This window comes from Acinetobacter sp. LT1, assembly GCF_059800965.1.
Map to the genome: position 1 here is coordinate 128,805 of NZ_JBBAXE010000006.1, position 16,551 is coordinate 145,355.

At 40.3% G+C, this 16,551-nt stretch carries 15 protein-coding genes; 4 read left to right on the top strand and 11 right to left on the bottom strand.

Annotation, left to right across the window (positions count from 1 at the left end; translation table 11 throughout):
• Positions 1 to 30: 30 nt before the first annotated feature.
• The 5 genes from WBW42_RS07795 to WBW42_RS07815 form a co-directional block, all read right to left on the bottom strand.
• Positions 31 to 630: a hypothetical protein gene (locus WBW42_RS07795; protein WP_017387128.1), complete on the bottom strand. Its 600-nt coding sequence runs from the start codon at positions 628 to 630 to the stop codon at positions 31 to 33.
• 329 nt (positions 631 to 959) lie between these two features.
• Positions 960 to 1,964, bottom strand: coding sequence for a transketolase family protein (locus tag WBW42_RS07800; protein ID WP_032056859.1), 1,005 nt, complete (start codon positions 1,962 to 1,964; stop codon positions 960 to 962).
• Positions 1,965 to 1,974: 10 nt separating this feature from the next.
• A complete protein-coding gene (locus WBW42_RS07805) occupies positions 1,975 to 2,820 on the bottom strand; it encodes a transketolase (protein ID WP_080631221.1) in 846 nt (281 codons plus the stop codon).
• A 19-nt stretch (positions 2,821 to 2,839) separates the two neighbouring features.
• Positions 2,840 to 4,141 carry an MFS transporter gene (locus WBW42_RS07810; RefSeq protein WP_498478693.1) on the bottom strand — a complete coding sequence of 434 codons (1,302 nt, stop codon included), beginning with the start codon at positions 4,139 to 4,141 and terminating at the stop codon, positions 2,840 to 2,842.
• A gap of 78 nt (positions 4,142 to 4,219) precedes the next feature.
• A complete protein-coding gene (locus tag WBW42_RS07815) occupies positions 4,220 to 4,969 on the bottom strand; it encodes an SDR family NAD(P)-dependent oxidoreductase (protein WP_000926501.1) in 750 nt (249 codons plus the stop codon).
• A gap of 184 nt (positions 4,970 to 5,153) precedes the next feature.
• On the opposite strand from WBW42_RS07815, the gene WBW42_RS07820 reads away from it, so the two are divergent.
• Positions 5,154 to 6,029 carry a LysR substrate-binding domain-containing protein gene (locus tag WBW42_RS07820; RefSeq protein WP_032036302.1) on the top strand — a complete coding sequence of 292 codons (876 nt, stop codon included), beginning with the start codon at positions 5,154 to 5,156 and terminating at the stop codon, positions 6,027 to 6,029.
• An 11-nt stretch (positions 6,030 to 6,040) separates the two neighbouring features.
• Here the strand turns inward: WBW42_RS07820 and WBW42_RS07825 are convergent, their stop codons facing one another.
• Positions 6,041 to 6,487 (bottom strand): hypothetical protein, encoded by a 447-nt coding sequence (locus tag WBW42_RS07825; RefSeq protein ID WP_032056862.1) that lies wholly within the window; start codon positions 6,485 to 6,487, stop codon positions 6,041 to 6,043.
• A gap of 192 nt (positions 6,488 to 6,679) precedes the next feature.
• Here WBW42_RS07825 and WBW42_RS07830 point away from each other — a divergent pair, with 192 nt between their 5' ends.
• Positions 6,680 to 7,825, top strand: a complete 1,146-nt coding sequence (locus WBW42_RS07830; RefSeq protein ID WP_032056863.1) for an aldose epimerase family protein — start codon at positions 6,680 to 6,682, stop codon at positions 7,823 to 7,825.
• Positions 7,826 to 7,892: 67 nt separating this feature from the next.
• Here the strand turns inward: WBW42_RS07830 and WBW42_RS07835 are convergent, their stop codons facing one another.
• Positions 7,893 to 9,113 carry an MFS transporter gene (locus tag WBW42_RS07835; protein WP_032056864.1) on the bottom strand — a complete coding sequence of 407 codons (1,221 nt, stop codon included), beginning with the start codon at positions 9,111 to 9,113 and terminating at the stop codon, positions 7,893 to 7,895.
• A gap of 106 nt (positions 9,114 to 9,219) precedes the next feature.
• Between WBW42_RS07835 and WBW42_RS07840 the strand changes: the two genes are divergently transcribed.
• Positions 9,220 to 10,008: an AraC family transcriptional regulator gene (locus WBW42_RS07840; RefSeq protein WP_032004168.1), complete on the top strand. Its 789-nt coding sequence runs from the start codon at positions 9,220 to 9,222 to the stop codon at positions 10,006 to 10,008.
• On the opposite strand, the gene WBW42_RS07845 is transcribed toward WBW42_RS07840, so the two are convergent.
• Both WBW42_RS07845 and def read right to left on the bottom strand, forming a co-directional pair.
• The gene (locus WBW42_RS07845; protein WP_002060167.1) at positions 9,975 to 11,297 is read right to left on the bottom strand and encodes a glutaminase; all 1,323 of its coding nucleotides are present in this window, start codon (positions 11,295 to 11,297) and stop codon (positions 9,975 to 9,977) included. The two genes, WBW42_RS07840 and WBW42_RS07845, sit on opposite strands and share 34 nt — an antisense overlap.
• Positions 11,298 to 11,475: 178 nt before the next feature.
• Positions 11,476 to 11,958: a peptide deformylase gene (gene def / locus WBW42_RS07850; protein WP_032004170.1), complete on the bottom strand. Its 483-nt coding sequence runs from the start codon at positions 11,956 to 11,958 to the stop codon at positions 11,476 to 11,478.
• A 234-nt stretch (positions 11,959 to 12,192) separates the two neighbouring features.
• Here def and WBW42_RS07855 point away from each other — a divergent pair, with 234 nt between their 5' ends.
• A complete protein-coding gene (locus WBW42_RS07855; protein ID WP_032056865.1) occupies positions 12,193 to 13,491 on the top strand; it encodes an MFS transporter in 1,299 nt (432 codons plus the stop codon).
• Positions 13,492 to 13,552: 61 nt separating this feature from the next.
• Here the strand turns inward: WBW42_RS07855 and WBW42_RS07860 are convergent, their stop codons facing one another.
• Both WBW42_RS07860 and WBW42_RS07865 read right to left on the bottom strand, forming a co-directional pair.
• Positions 13,553 to 14,749 (bottom strand): putative porin, encoded by a 1,197-nt coding sequence (locus WBW42_RS07860; protein ID WP_032056866.1) that lies wholly within the window; start codon positions 14,747 to 14,749, stop codon positions 13,553 to 13,555.
• Positions 14,750 to 14,903: 154 nt separating this feature from the next.
• Positions 14,904 to 16,544, bottom strand: a complete 1,641-nt coding sequence (locus WBW42_RS07865; RefSeq protein ID WP_032056867.1) for a thiamine pyrophosphate-binding protein — start codon at positions 16,542 to 16,544, stop codon at positions 14,904 to 14,906.
• Positions 16,545 to 16,551: the final 7 nt, after the last annotated feature.

The following is a 16,551-nucleotide window of genomic DNA, read 5'->3' on the forward strand; positions in this document are numbered from 1 at the left end:
ATTTAACTTAATTGAACTCTTACTTTATGTTTATCTCATATCGACATGAAGTATGCGACTAACCCTGCTAGGTTTTTTAAAAATTAAAACTTTCTGAGGTATAATTTCAATATAATTATTTTTTATATTCTTGGCAGATACAAATCTACCAACATTCTCAGAATTCCCATCTGGAGCCGTATAAAAAAATTTAATATAAGACTGGTTTGTATTTAATAATCGTTTAAACCGTTTGGCGGCATCTATAGTACGTATATAAAATAGTCCATCTTTATCTTCTACTTCCCAATAATCATTCAATAACAAGCTCCCATAACTTGCAGCCTCCGAATGATTTAATACAATATCCGCAGACCACACACATCTTGTAATTTCAACATACTCTGAACAACCTCTAAAATTAAAATTAAGTTTAGAAAATAATCCAAGATTATATAGGAGTGATAATGATTTTTTATAAAAAATCATTCCTTGATGACGTTTATTTTTATTAAAAAATACAACACCTTCTGGAGTTTTGGTGACAGCACTAAATACGTAAATTGCGTCTGGCTTAGTATATGGAGAATATAAGCATGATGCCAATAAAAAACTTAATAATAAAATGCATATATTTTTAATTAAACTCAATAGACCGCCCTCATTTAATATAATTATAAAAATAAAAGTTTATACCATAAAAAATTTTCATTTAATAATAGAATATATATAAAACAATCCTATATACTCCAATCAACCCTATAAATATTTAATATTTTGAAAATTCTATTTGTATTTAACAAACAAATATACATTAAATAAAAATAAAATTCACCTCAATTCTGTTAAAATTAAAATTTTAAATATTCTTAGCTACCTATTATATTTTATTATTGAATTTAAACAAAAAATCCCCCAACTTTTAATATTAGGAGATTTTAAATAATCTATTTTGGATTCTATCCTAAACAGAAATTAATCTACTTCAAATGTGACTTAATCTTCTCTTTAACTGCTTCAGTTGAAATACCATATCGATCATGCAAAGTGGGTAATGCGCCTGCATCTAAAAATGCATCTGGCAAACCAATCATGTCAAAACGAGGATGTTGCCCATTTCTTAGAAGTAGTGAGCCGACAGCTTCACCTAAACCACCAATCACTGAATGATTTTCGGCAGTTAAAACAGAACGGCCACCTTTTGCGACTTCGGCCAAAATAGTTTGTTCATCTAAAGGCTTAATGGTAGGCACATGCAGCACAGAAACCTCAATGCCCTCTTTTTCAAGCTCTTCGGCTGCCTCAAGCGCACGCATGGTCAATAAACCAGTCGAAATAATGAGTAAGTCTTTACCGGGTTTAATCACCTGTGCCTTACCCAATTTAAACTGGTAGTTGTATTTATCGAGCACTAATGGAACCTGACCACGCAATAAACGCATATATACGGGGCCATTATGCGCGGCAATCTGAGGAATCGCCTGTTCTATTTCCAAGGCATCACATGGATCGATAACCATCAAGTTCGGCATAGCGCGGAAAATTGCAATATCATCCGTTGCCTGATGACTTGGGCCGTAGCCCGTGGTTAACCCCGGAAGTGCCGCCACAATTTTGACATTCAGGTTATCCTCTGCAATTGCCATACAAATAAAATCGTAGGCACGGCGTGATGCAAACACGGCATAGGTCGTCGCAAAAGGAACAAATCCTTCACGAGCAAGTCCTGCTGCTGCACTCATCAAAAGTTGTTCTGCCATGCCCATTTGGAAAAACTTGTCTGGGTTTTCTTTAGCAAAAATATGCAGGTCTGTATATTTTGATAAATCTGCTGACAAACCTACGATATTGTCACGCTCTTTTGCCAAGGCATTCAGTGCATGTCCAAATGGTGCTGGTTTGGTCGGTTGGCCCTCGGCAGCAATAGAAGCAATCATTGCCGAAGTGGTTAGTTTTTTCTTAGGGGGATTAGCTAACTGGCTCATGGTGTATTCCTTACTGTCCGTAGTGGGTCAAAATATTTAAAGCATCATCCCATTCATGTTCATCAACACGAATAAAGTGTGTTTTTTCGCGGCTTTCCAAGAACGACACGCCTTTACCCATTTTAGTGTCACAAATAATGACGCGTGGGCATGTACCTTTATGGTTTCGCGCTTGATCGAATGCTTCAAGCAAAGCTTCCATGTTGTTGCCATCTACACGTTGGGTGTACCAACCAAATGACTGCCAACGATCAACAATTGGCTCAAACGCTAAAATTTCGCTGGAGTGCCCATCTGCCTGCTGATTATTCACATCAATAATCGCAATCAAGTTATCTAGTTTCCAATGAGAAGCAGACATTACGGCTTCCCACGTTGAACCTTCATTTAGCTCCCCATCGGACAGTAAGTTATAGACAAAAGCATCTGATTTTTTCTGTTTCAGTCCTAGACATGCACCAACTGCAATTCCAAGACCATGACCCAATGAGCCACCTGTAATTTCCATACCGGGTGTATAGGAAGCCATGCCCGACATTGGTAACCGACTGTCATCGGCTCCGTAGGTTTCAAGCTCTTCAAGCGGAATAATTTTTGCTTCAATTAAGGCTGCATAGAGTGCAATTGCATAGTGCCCAATAGAAAGATAAAAACGGTCACGGCCTTCCCATTCAGGGTTTTCTGGCTGATATTTCATCGCATGAAAATAAGACACGGCGAGCAAATCTGCTGCACCTAAAGCTTGTCCAACATAGCCTTGGCCTTGTACTTGCCCCATACGTAAAGCATGTTGGCGAATGTGGTAGGCACGTTGTTGCAACTCGGCAATTTGGCCTGCTTTATCAACATTTAACATTGTCATTTACTATTCCTTATTAACGATTGACCAGTTTTGCCGGAACACGCAGAACCAAACTGGCACCGAAAATTAATACTGCTGTGATTAAGAACATGCCGATTGCATTTGAACCTGTGTTGGTAGTGACCCAATCGATTAAATAAGGTGAGCAAAATCCTGCAAGATTGGCGAAGCTATTCACTGCTGCAATACCTGCCGCTGCGGAAACACCACCCAAAAAGTTGGTCGGTAACATCCAGAATAAAGAGGATGCCGTCAGCACACCTGAGGCTGCGATGCAAAGGCAAATTAAAGAGAGCATTAGATTTGAAGCGAATAAAGTCGCAAATGTGAGTGCTATAGCGCCTGCACACATCGGAATAATTAAGTGCCAGCGGCGTTCTTGGAAATGGTCACCACTACGCCCTGCCAAAATCATGACCACAATGGCACACATATAAGGCAGGCTTGTGAGCAAACCTATATGCCAGTTATCACTAATGCCCGAGTTACGAATGAGAGTTGGTAGCCAAAATGTAATGGCGTATTGCCCCATCACGACACAAAAATAAATACCTGCCAATAGCCATAAGCGTTTATCTGCGATGAACTCTTTGACGCTAGCATGACCTTCTTTGTGCTGGTTATCCTGAGCAAGCTCTTGCTTCACCAAGTTCTTTTCATCTTGGGTTAACCAATTGGCGTCTTGAACTGAATCTTTTAAAACAGCAAGTACAAGTAAGCCGACAATCACTGTGGGAATAGCTTCGATCACAAACATCCACTGCCATCCAAACCAACCATGTACACCGCTCATTCGGTCCATGATCAAGCCTGAAAGTGGTCCACCAATCATTCCTGAAATTGGAATCGCGATAAACCAGAGTACGGTCATGCGCGCACGGCGGTAAGATGGGAACCAGTAAGTGAGGTAGAGCAACAAACCCGGAGCTAGCCCAGCTTCAGCAACACCAAGCAAAAAACGTAAGGTGTAAAATTGCCATTCGGTTTGAACAAAAGCGAAACAGCCTGACAAAATGCCCCATGTAATCATGATTCGGGCAATCCAACGTCTCGCACCTACCTTGTGAAGTACGATGTTACTTGGTACTTCACAAAGAAAATAACCAATAAAGAAAATCCCTGCGCCTAGACCATATACAGCTTCACTAAACTGTAAATCGCTCATCATTTGGAGCTTGGCAAAACCCACGTTTACTCGATCTAAATAGGCACAAAAATAACAAAGCATTAAAAATGGCATGAGCCGAAATGCAATTTTTCGATACGCCGATTTACGAATCGTTGTATCTACTTCAGATGAAAATACTGTATCCATCATGCGAATCCCTTTACATTTGGCCACAGTATCCTCTTGTGACCATCATTCTATTTTTAGTTTTGAAATAGTGAGCGATTAATGAATCAGCATGCCACCATTTACATCGAGTGTGACACCAGTTAAGTAAGCTGACAGATCACTTGCCAAAAATAATGCTGCATTTGCAACATCTTGTGCTTTACCTAAGCGGCCGAGAGGAATACCTGCCAAAATGTCATGACGACGGTCATCATTCATTAAACCGCCAGTAATATCAGTCTGAATTAGACCTGGAGTAAGAGAATTTACACGAATCTGGTCACCACCAAACTCACGAGCCATCGCTTTTGCCAGACCTAACACGCCTGCTTTAGCAGCGCTATAGTGTGGCCCGCCAAAAATACCACCGCCGCGTTGTGCTGAAACTGAAGATAGGCACACAATGCTTCCACCGCCATTTGCCTTCATAGATGGAATAACCGCTTGCGACATAATCAATGTTCCGCGGAGGCTGACATCTAAAATACGGTCATAGTCATTACGTTGAATATCAAGGGTTTTAACTGGCTGAGTAATACCAGCATTGTTAATTAAAATATCAATCTTGCCATAGTGCTGTAGTGCTTGTTCAACAGCTACTTTGACCTGTTCTTCGTTCGCAACGTTTGCAGCAAGGCCTAAATGTCCTTCACCAAGCGCTTTTGCAGCGTTTTGGCTTTGAGCAAGATCTAAATCAACAATAATGACTTTGGCACCCTGTTGTGCAAAGATTTCTGCGGTTGCTCGCCCAATTCCACGTTCTGATGCTGCACCGGTAATTAATGCCACTTTTCCTTGTAGTAACATATTCAATCCTCTTTTACGCTTTATTTCCTGAGTTCTGACTTAGAATCTCTTTTTTCACAAAGCCCAGCAATCATCTCGAATTCAACAAGACATGAAAAAAATTCATGCCTATGCTATTTTCAAATAAGTTTTAGGGATAAAAATGGATCATTTCATGGATAGTAGTGAAAACAATTTCAACCACATGCCCTCAATTAAAACCTTACAGGCTTTTGAACAAACCGCCCGTTTCGGCAATGTTGCGAAGGCAGCCGAGCATTTGAATCTCACGCCTTCAGCAGTGAGTCATCAAATTGCTAAGCTTGAAGAAATGATTGGGCAGAGTTTATTTATTCGTGGTGCACGTGGTGTGACACTTACCCCTTCTGGTGAACGCTATTTTCAAGATGTCACCACCATTTTGCATAACCTGATGTTAGCCACGGAAAAAGCTGCCGATAAAAGCCCTAAAGACAGTTTATATATTCATTCATCCCCAAGTTTTGGTTTGCTTTGGTTGCTCCCTCGCCTCGAGTCATTTAAAGAAAAGTTCCCCATGATTCAGGTCAACTTGTCATGTTCCTATGAAAATTTGCACTTTACTCGCGACAAGATCGACATTGATATTCGTCATGGTTTGCCCAACTGGACAGGGGTAGAAATCAGAACGATTCGTAATGAAAAGCTTGAAGTGCTTGCTTCCCCCAAACTACTTGAACGTAGTCCAGTAAATAAACCTCAAGATTTATTAAAGAAAGAACTGATTTTATCGCGATCGACCTTAGTCACTTGGCCACAATGGTTTGCCCATCAGGGTCTAACTATTCCTGAGTTTCCCTACACTTTGAGTTTTGACCGCTCTTATATGTCACTTGAGGCGGCCACACACGGGCTAGGTTTTGTTTTAGAAAGTAATTTGCTTACCCAAAATTATTTAGAATCTGGGAAATTAGTTAGAGTTTTTGCAGATGAGCTATCGATTCCAATCTCTGCTCATCACTTGGTATATCCACGAACCCACCAATTTATTCCTAAAATTGAGCTATTTTTAAACTGGATTCATGATGAATTGGCAGGCTGAGAAATCATTTCTTAAATGATCTGAATTTGCTCAACTCGTAAGTGATGCATCATCTCTCGAATAAATACAAAGTAGGTAAAAACATAAACCTGATCTGGAGCTACTTGGTTTGTGTAGTAGCTCAAACGTTCAATAAAATCATTAAATCCATGCTCAAGCTCGATACGGCTGATTTGCTTTTTAGCACTAAAAAATAACTGACTGAGGTGTGTCATAGCAGCACCAGATGTAACAGCTACCCCACTTATATTCAGATTTCTGAGTGGCTGAGACTCGATGATTTCTTCAATAAAATAAATCATCTTTTCGATAGCAAGCTCATCAATAACGCCATGAAGAATACTGTTCGAATCAACAAAACCCAAGCCCTGTTCAAGTTGAATATGTTGGTTGTCTAAGTCAAATGACAAGCCATTAAGACCAAGTGAAAATTTTAAAACCGAGTCGGGATGATTCATAAAAATAGCTTACCGTCGAATTTTGCTCATAAGATTAATTTCTTTATAAGCCTAAATTGAACCAATTTTTCCAATATTTAACATTAACTACTCGATTATTATTAACACTACATATAATAAAAACCTCTTTAAAAAGATGAAAAATCAATCTTATATTCATCCAGTCTTACTATTAAAAAATAGAGTATAAACATGAAAAAATTAGTAATTTTAGGTGTTACGGTTTATAGCTTTGCACAACTTACCAATGCAGCCACATTAAATGTAAAACCATATGGTACAACTCAAGACGGTCAAAAAGTTGGTTTATACACCATGAGCAATAATAAAGGAGTCTCAGTTTCTTTTATTAGCTTCGGTGGTGTAATTACACAGATTTTGACTCCCGATGCCCAAGGTAAACAAAATAATATCGTTTTGGGCTTCGATGATCTAAAAGGCTATGAAGTTACTGATACCAAGGAAGGAATTCATTTTGGCGGATTAATTGGTCGTTATGCGAACCGTATTGGCAATGCTAAATTTAGCTTAGATGGAAAAACGTATAACCTCGAAAAAAATAATGGCCCGAACTCATTACATAGCGGCAATCCTGGTTTTGATAAACGTGTATGGCAAGTTAAGCCTCTGGTTTCTAAAGGTGAAACCGTTAAAGCGTCTCTGAAGTTAACCAGTCCAAATGGTGATCAAGGATTTCCCGGAAAATTAGATGTAGAAGTGATCTACAGTCTTTCAGATCAAAATGAATTCCAGATTGAATATCAAGCCAAAACTGATCAACCGACAGTCGTCAATCTCACCAACCACAGTTATTTCAACTTATCAGGCGCTGGGAATAATCCTTATGGCGTACTAGATCATGTGGTACAACTCAATGCAGACCGTATATTGGTAACCGATCAAAACTCTTTACCCACAGGTGAAATAGCTTCGGTTGCAGGTACACCTTTTGATTTTCGGACGCCTAAGACGATTGCGAAAGATATTCGAGCGAATAATCAGCAATTGGCCTATGGATATGGCTATGACCAAACTTGGGTAATTAATCAAAAGTCTCAAGGGAAACTCAATCTTGCAGCTAGTGTGGTTGATCCAAAATCTAAACGGACCATGCAAGTCTTAACCACTGAACCAAGTGTCCAAATGTATACAGCCAATCATTTATTAGGAAATATTGTTGGCGCGAATGGTGTGCTCTATAGACAAGCAGACGCGCTAGCATTAGAAACACAGCATTTTCCAGATAGCCCAAATCAACCATCCTTCCCGTCTACACGTTTAAACCCAAATCAAACTTATAACAGTGTCACCGTATTTAAGTTTGGTGTTCAAAAATAGTCTTTTCAATGAGGCTATGTTCATACTAAAAAGACTCTCAGCTGAATATGGCTGAGAGTCTTTTCATTTATTTAACTTTTGTGTTGGGTAAAAATGCAGTTGCAAAACCAAGTAATGGCAACAATGAACATAAACCAAATACCCATTCAATGCCGTTAATATCGGCTAAATGCCCTAACCCAGCTGCGGCAATACCACTTACCCCAAACATAAGACCAAACATTAGACCTGCAATCATACCCACACGGCCCGGAACAGCTTCTTGTGCGTAAACTACCATCGCTGCAAAAGCAGACGACAACACCAAACCTGCAATAATTGAGAAAACCGTTGTCCAAAATAAGTTTGCATACGGCATCATTAATGCAAACGGTGCCATACCAACAAATGAAACCCAAATCACTGCTTTACGGCCAATTTTGTCACCAATTGGACCACCTGCAAATGTACCTAAAGCAACGGCTGCTAAAAAGGCAAACAAATGCAACTGAGCTGTTTGAATACTGATATGGAACTTTTGAATTAAGTAAAAGGTAAAGTAGTTACTAATGCTAGCAATGTAGGTAAATTTGGCAAACATCAATACACTAATTGTGCTCAAAGCAATAATTAGCTTACGGCCATGCAATTTAGTATGTGCTTGGGTAGCACGTGCAACCACCTGACTTTTAGCATGGCTCACTGTCCAACGGCTTACACCAAATAAAACCCAAATCGCCAAAAGTGCAAATATCACCAAGCCCGCAACTGCATGCTGTCCAAACGGGACAATCAGTAAAGCTGCCAACAATGGACCAATGGCTGTACCGGTGTTTCCGCCCACCTGAAAAGTCGACTGCGCTGTACCGAAGCGCCCGCCCGATGCCATTCGTGCCACACGTGAAGCTTCTGGATGAAATGTTGCAGACCCCACCCCAATAAGCGCAGATGCACATAACAACACAGCAAAACTTGGTGAAAATGCTAACAAGATAATGCCGCTGAATGTGACAACCATTCCGAGTGGGAGAAGATACGGTTTTGGATGTTTATCGGTATAAAGTCCAATCCAAGGCTGGAGCAGTGAACCCGTAATTTGATATACAAACGAGATTAGGCCAACCTCCGCAAAACTCAGCGAAAAGTTTGCTTTTAGCATTGGATAGATGGCTGGTAGCACCGCTTGAATTAAATCATTCAGTAAATGTGCGACTGCCACGGCGCCTACAATTTTAATAATCATTCCTTGAGGCTGATCATTTGCAACGGTATTGGCAATACCATCTTTCAATTGTATTGAAGACGTCATACCTGAAAAACTCCAATATTTTTAAATGAGATGCTTATTGTAAATTGTCGCTTATAAAGTTATCTTCCAATAATCATCGTATAAGTGACAATTTTTAGGATAGTTTATGTCCGATTCTCTTATTCAGTCTGATTTGTCTGAACTTGTGATTGGGCTATCTTCTGAGCATTCTTACCGAGAAATCACCCCTACCCATACGCATACACGTGCGCAGTTTTTATATGCCTCTACTGGAACTATTCAGGTTTTTACACCTAATCATGTGTGGATTGTGCCACCCATGTGCGCGTTATGGATTCCAGCACATGTAGAGCACAGCGTGATTTCACTGAGTCACGTTAAGTTAAATACGGCATTGGTTGAAGTAAATGCTGCTGCTCTAATGGGACAATATTGTTTTATTATTCGGGTAAGCAACCTGTTGCATGAGCTTTTGATTCGTTTAAATGAAATTGAACGAGAAGACACGCCAAATACAGCAACCTCTCAAGAACTTTCCCGTTCTTTACAAATTTTGATTTTTGAAGAAATCCATCGAGCCAATTTATTGCCTATCCAGATACCTTGGCCGAAAGACAAACGATTATTAAAAATTTGCCAAGAGTTATTACATACGCCTGACCATTCAAAAGATTTAACAGATTGGGCTGATGATATTGGTGCGAGTTCTAGAACCCTAATGCGTATGTTCCAAAAAGAAACTGGACTGTCATATCGGGCATGGTTACAACAAATGCATATTGCACTTGCGTTAAGTAAAATCGCGAATGGTGAATCTATTGCTCAAATTTCAGAATCACTGGGGTATACAAACCCCAGCGCGTTCAGTGCAATGTTTAAGCGACATCTAGGAAAAACACCTCAGCAGTTTAGAAGTGCCGCGATGTCGCTATAAGTCTTTTTTTTTGCAGGTAGGTCATGCTTTTCGAGCAAATCATCGAAATCATGATAGACATGCAATTCTCGATCTTTACCAGTTCTGGCATGATCTAGGCGCTGTTCAGGGTCGACTAAAACAAGAGTATGGCCATCATCAATCAGACGATCTACGCCTTCTAAAAACATACGTTTACCCACATCGTGGATAAGTGAAATCTGGGTTAAATCAATAACGATCGTGCTTTGGTCAGTTGTCTCGTCTTGTAAAATACGCAACAACATTTCAGCTTCGGTAAATTTCAATACACCCCGAAGTACATACACACTTAATGATGCATCTTTTCCTGTACGGTAATGACTTTGTACAATGGTCTGGGCAGAAGGTGTGCCTTCCATGAGATGTAACCCCATGTCACGAGATAATCGTTCTAAAATATCGATACCTCGAACACTATGACCATGCTCATCTAGTCGAGGTGAAAAAGCAGCAATACTGACCTGCCCCGGTAGCACACCCAAAATACCGCCTGCTACACCACTTTTAGCAGGAATACCTACAGTTGAAAGCCAGTCACCCGCTGCATCGTACATACCACAGCTCATCATGACACTGAGGACTTGTCTAACTACAGATCGATTCAATAGGCGCTTTCCAGTTCTAGGATCGACCCCGCCATTGGCAAGTACACTGCCCATACGTACCAAGTCTTTAACTGTAACCATGATCGCACATTGACGAATGTAACCATTCACAATATCGACAGGGTCAGTTTCCAAAATCCCCACCGTACGCAACATATAACCGATCGAAAGATTACGGTAGGCTGTTTTGACTTCCGAATCATAAACAGACTCATCAAAACTTAATTCACGACCAGCAAGCTCGCTCATAAAACGGCGCAGAATTTCTGCGCTATGTAAACCATGCTTGACCTGAATCAAGGAGTGTACAGTAATTGCGCCAGAGTTGATCATCGGGTTTTTCGGACGACCATCTTTACCCAATGAAATTTCATTAAAGGCTTCACCAGAAGGCTCTACCCCTACTTTCGCAAGTACTGCATCAATGCCAAGCTGTTGTAAAACATAGGCATATACAAAAGGTTTAGAAATCGATTGTATGGTGAATTCAACATCATCATCGCCGACCGAATAAATTTCACCATCTACCGTAGACATTGCTAAAGCTAATCGATTTGGGTTTGCATTTGCCAACTCAGGAATATAATCGGCGAGATGACCGCTGTTATCGATGTCACAGGCTTCTATAACATTTGCCAAATAATCTGGGAGAGGGGTTTGCATGGTTAGTAACCTTAAATGAGGAGATTTACAACATCGCGCAAAATTTCAGCACAACCTGCTGATAATATTAAAATTATATCTTTTGTAATGATTTAAATATCACGCTATAAGTATTGTAATTCCGATGACTTATCCTTTTCAAGCTCATTATAGGTTTTTCAAAACTTTAAACTGAAGATTAGCTTATTCTTTCTACAAACAAGATCCCATTTAAATGATCGACCTCATGTTGAACAATACGAGCAGGAAAACCATGAAAAATTGTTTCCACCGTCTCGCCCTGAAGTGTTAAATATTTCACCTTAACCATTTCGGCGCGTTCAACTTGTCCACGTTCGTCTGGCACACTTAAGCAGCCTTCTTCACCTAAACAAACTTCGTCTGAGAACTCTAAAATTTCAGGATTCACCATGACCACTGCTTCCATTTCAGGTGCATCGGGATAGCGTGGGTTTGGTCGAGATGCCACAATAATGACACGTTTAGAGATATAAATTTGCGGTGCGGCAATCCCTACTCCATTACGCTCAAGCATTGTTGCATGCATAGCGTCAGCAAGCTGATAAAGCCAATTACTGTTTAACTCATTTACCGAAACGGGAGCCGCAATTAGTTTTAAAATATCTTCGCCACGCTTCGCGACAGGTAGAACTACACTCATCCTTTGAATCTCTCATTAAACTGGCTATGACAATTTTTATTGTGTCGCTGAACGACTCAAAAGAAAAGTCATTCCTACATCTGTTTTTGTTTCATCTAAAGCGTTTTTTGTTTTAAAGCTTTTTGTTCTGAGTAAGTCCAATCGACATCGTCCTATAGAACAAATTTCCTCCATTTACTTTTACTTCACTTTTCCATTAATATCCAAACTTCAATTACAACAATTAAGTAAAAAATGGATCAGGACTTAACTTTGCAGGATGCGAACTATCTTAATAAAGAAGATAAACGAACCCTTGCCCTTTCTTCATTGGGTGGAGCTTTAGAATTTTACGATTTTGTGATTTATGTGTTTTACGCCAAAATCATTTCCGACCTCTTTTTCCCAAGCATGCTTAGCCCTTTTTGGGCCATGCTTAATACTTACGGTATTTTTGCAGCAGGTTATTTTTTTAGGCCTTTGGGTGGGGTTGTTATGGCCCATTTTGGTGATTTGGTTGGGCGTAAAAAACTATTTTCGCTTTCTATTTTACTGATGGCACTGCCTACCTTGTTTATCGGGATATTGCCTACCTTTGAAAATATCGGATATTTGGCACCGCTACTTTTATTACTCATGCGTGTGGTGCAAGGGATCGCAATTGGGGGTGAAATTCCAGCCGCGTGGACATTTGTGTCTGAACATGTACCTGAAAGAAAAATCGGACTGGCAAATGGGTTACTCACCGCTGGGCTATCTTTAGGAATTTTACTAGGCGCGCTCATGTCTTTATGGATTTCGCTGAATTTTAGTGAAGGACAAATCCATGACTGGGCATGGCGTATTCCTTTCATTGCAGGTGGTATTTTTGGTCTGGTTGCACTTTATTTAAGAACGTATTTAAAAGAAACGCCTGTGTTTAAAGCCATGCAAGCTCGTAAAGAAATTTCTAAAGAAATGCCTGTAAAACAAGTATTAAAAACGCATAAAACAGCCGTTGCGATTGGCATGTTATTTACATGGTTTTTAACAGGTTGTGTGGTGGTGGTGATTTTAGCCATGCCAAATTTATTAACTGGTACGTTTGGCTTTGAGCGCGCACAGACTTTTGAAATGCAAAGTGCAGCTATTATCATGCAAATGGTCGGTTGTATTTTGGCAGGCTATTTTGCTGACCGTTTTGGCTGTGGCAAAGTCATGATGTTCGGTGCGCTTGCCGTGGCACTCACAGCAGCAGTTTTTTATAACAGTTTAGGACATGCCGCCCATTCAACCATTTTTGGTTTATATATGTTGTTGGGTCTATGCTCTGGTACTGTCGGCATGGTGTCGAGCAGTATGGTTAAAATGTTCCCCGCGCCTGTTCGCTTCTCGGGCATTTCATTTTCATATAATTTGTCATATGCGATTGTTGGCGGTATGACCCTGCCTTTAGTGCATTGGCTCAGTCAATATAGTGATATTGGTGCGATGTATTATATTTTCGCGCTAACCATTTTGGCCTTTGTGACTGCCTTTGTATTTTGGAATAAGTTTGAAAAAAACAGGTATTAAAAATTTTCACTTATTAAATAAAAAACCACGCCGATCGCGTGGTTTTTTATTGCTGCTTACTTTAGAAAGTAAAGCCAATATTAAAGTTAATACGGTATAGCCATTTATCACTGTTTGGCGAGGTTGCAGAGGTATAACCCGTTGAGTTAGTCGAGCCACCAATAATGTTGGAGTTTTTACCCCACGTATAATCCGCCCAAACCATAAATGGTGAAGCAATAAACATCATCCCTGTAGTGTTCATTTGCGAGTCTGACCAATCATCACGTTTTTTATCGAGATAACTATAGTCATTATAAAACTTAATGGCTTTTAGCTTGCCCATATTGGTCACAGGTAACGTATAGGCAAGGTTTAAACTGGCAATGGTTCCTTCCGAAGCAATGAAATAAGCAGGCGTAAGGCCATTTGCCCCCATCAAAGTCATATCACTATTTACACCATCCGGATTTTTAGCATCGTACTGATAATGAATGACCGAACTTTGTAAGTTAAAGCGCTTATAGTTGTTTTCGGTATGCAAACCAACTGCATAATATTTGCCGTCTTTATCGGTAATATCATTATGTAACTGGGCAATTGAACCCGATACACCAAACTCTTGTTTACCGAAATCAGTTTCTAACTTACGAACAATGCGGGTATTCACCTGATTGCGCTTTTCATTTTGATAGGCTTTTTGAGATGGAAATGCATTTCCTGCTAAGTCATCATAAGTTGCACTTTCTGGTGAATAACGCAAGTTAGTCTCTAACATTTGCGGGTAATAACCGAGTTTTACATCCCAATCTTTGTCGTGATAATTCCAGTTAATCCCCGGCGCAATATTGTTGCCATAACCTAAAAAGAATGGGATGTGGTAGGTCCAGCCATTTTGCGGGTAAGGATAAATCGTAAAAGGCTTATAAACCAAACCTGCTTCAATGCTGTTATTGGCATCTAGGTTATAGCCGACATATGCTTTTTCAATGGACGTTTTCTGTTGGTCTTGAAACATATAACTGGCATTGATATAGGCATCATCAAATTTACCTTTGAGATCTACCCTGAAAATATCAAAATAGAGCTTACCGAAACCGCGGTTTGGCCCTTCCCAATCTTCATAACGTTGATTTAACCGAACCACCCCACCTAACTTTAATGAATCCGTGCCATCATCACTTTTCCATTCAAGCAATGAGTCTTTTGCAAATGCATTGACGCTTACCCCCAGCGTAAGTGGTGCAATGAATGCCATGATCAATGAAGTCTTTTTCATCTCTACATCCTTGATTGAGTTCCAGCGTCCTGCTGGAACTTTATTTGTTTTACCTGTAAAACTTCGTTTTTATTGTTTTTTAGACAAAAAAATTTATCTAAAAAAGGATGGCTTAGCAGCTCCCATCGCATATGTACTAAACCATCCAAACTGGTTAATACAGTTTCTTTTGCGGTGGACCCGCGAAGTTTAATGGTCCAATCGATTTCATATCGAGCTCGATCACGGTTGGCCCTTCAAAAGCGATAGCCTCTTGAATAACCGTTTTAAACTCTTCTGCACTACCGACTTTCCAGCTTTTCACACCCATTGATTCGCCAAGAAGTTTGTAGTCGGGTGTATGTAATTCATTGAAATACTGACGACCACCAAAGTAATTATTTTGAATGCCACGCATTACGCCATAACCACCGTCATTCATAATCATTAGGACCATATTGGTGTTTTCTTGCACCATAGTTGCAATTTCACCAATACCAAGCATTAAGCCGCCATCACCAACTAAACCAATTACTTTTTTATCAGGGTTAGCAATCGAAGCACCGATTGCTGTTGCAAGGCCTAAACCAATTGCACCCGCAAGTGAGTGGATGTTTTGGTTTGGCGCTTGTACCGGGAATAAACGACTACCCCATGTACTACCCGACATGGTGATGTCACGTACAAAAATGCCGTCTTGAGGTAAAGCTGCACGTAAGTGATCACAAATTAAAGCGTACTGATCGATTTGTTTACGCAGTGCATCAATTGCAGCCTGTTTAGCAGCCACTACAGCAGCATCGTAATCGGCGTCAACTTTTGAAGTTCCTTGAAGCTGTTCTAACACACGTGTTAAGACATCTTTGGCATCGCCACAAATGAAGTTGCGAATTTTGTAATTACGTTGCTGAGCCACCGGGTTTGCATCTATCTGAATAATATTTTCAGGGAATTCAACCGAATAAGTTTTTGTTTCATTACTACGTAAACGAGAACCCACTACCACCATCAGGTCGGCATCTTTTAATAACTGCTCAACACCTGCCGAGTTATGGAACGCACCTAAGCTACGTGGATGATCATCTGGCAACACCCCACGAGCATGAGTCGATGAAACAACTGGAATACCTAAATCTGCAATTGCTTTAACTTCGGCAATGCTATTTAAAGTTCCACCACCAATCCAGAAAATCGGACGTTTTGTTTTTTTGATCTCGCTTACAAGAAGATCAATTTCAGCTTGCTCTGCCTGTGGCAATTCAAGTGCTTTCACTGGCCCAAGATTAAGTGGTAAATCAATTTCTGCTGCTTGTACATCAATTGGTAACTCAACACTAACTGGTCCCATTGGAACTGTAGTTGCGACACGAATAGCCTCACGAATCACACCAACGGCATTGTCTGGACTGGTAATACGGAACGCCGCTTTGCTTGATGCACGTAAGAATGTAAGTTGGTCTTTGGTTTCATGAATGAAGCTTGCATCACGGTCGAGATATTCACGCTCAACTTGACCCGTTAAATGCAATACAGGGCTACCTGCATTCATTGCTTCAATCAGTGAACCTACTGCATTACCTGCCCCAGCACCCGTACTGGTCAACGCTACCCCTAGGCCTTTAAAGCGTGAGTGTGCATCTGCCATAGTAACCGCACCCGCTTCACCACGTGCTGCAACAAAGCGCATTTTTTCACGGCGCCCTACCGCATCGGCAATAGGTAAATTGTGGATGGAAATAACACCATAAATACTATCAACTTGGTGCGCTTCTAAAACTCTTGCGATTGCTTCGCCTACATTTACACGTTCAGTCATGTCTGTT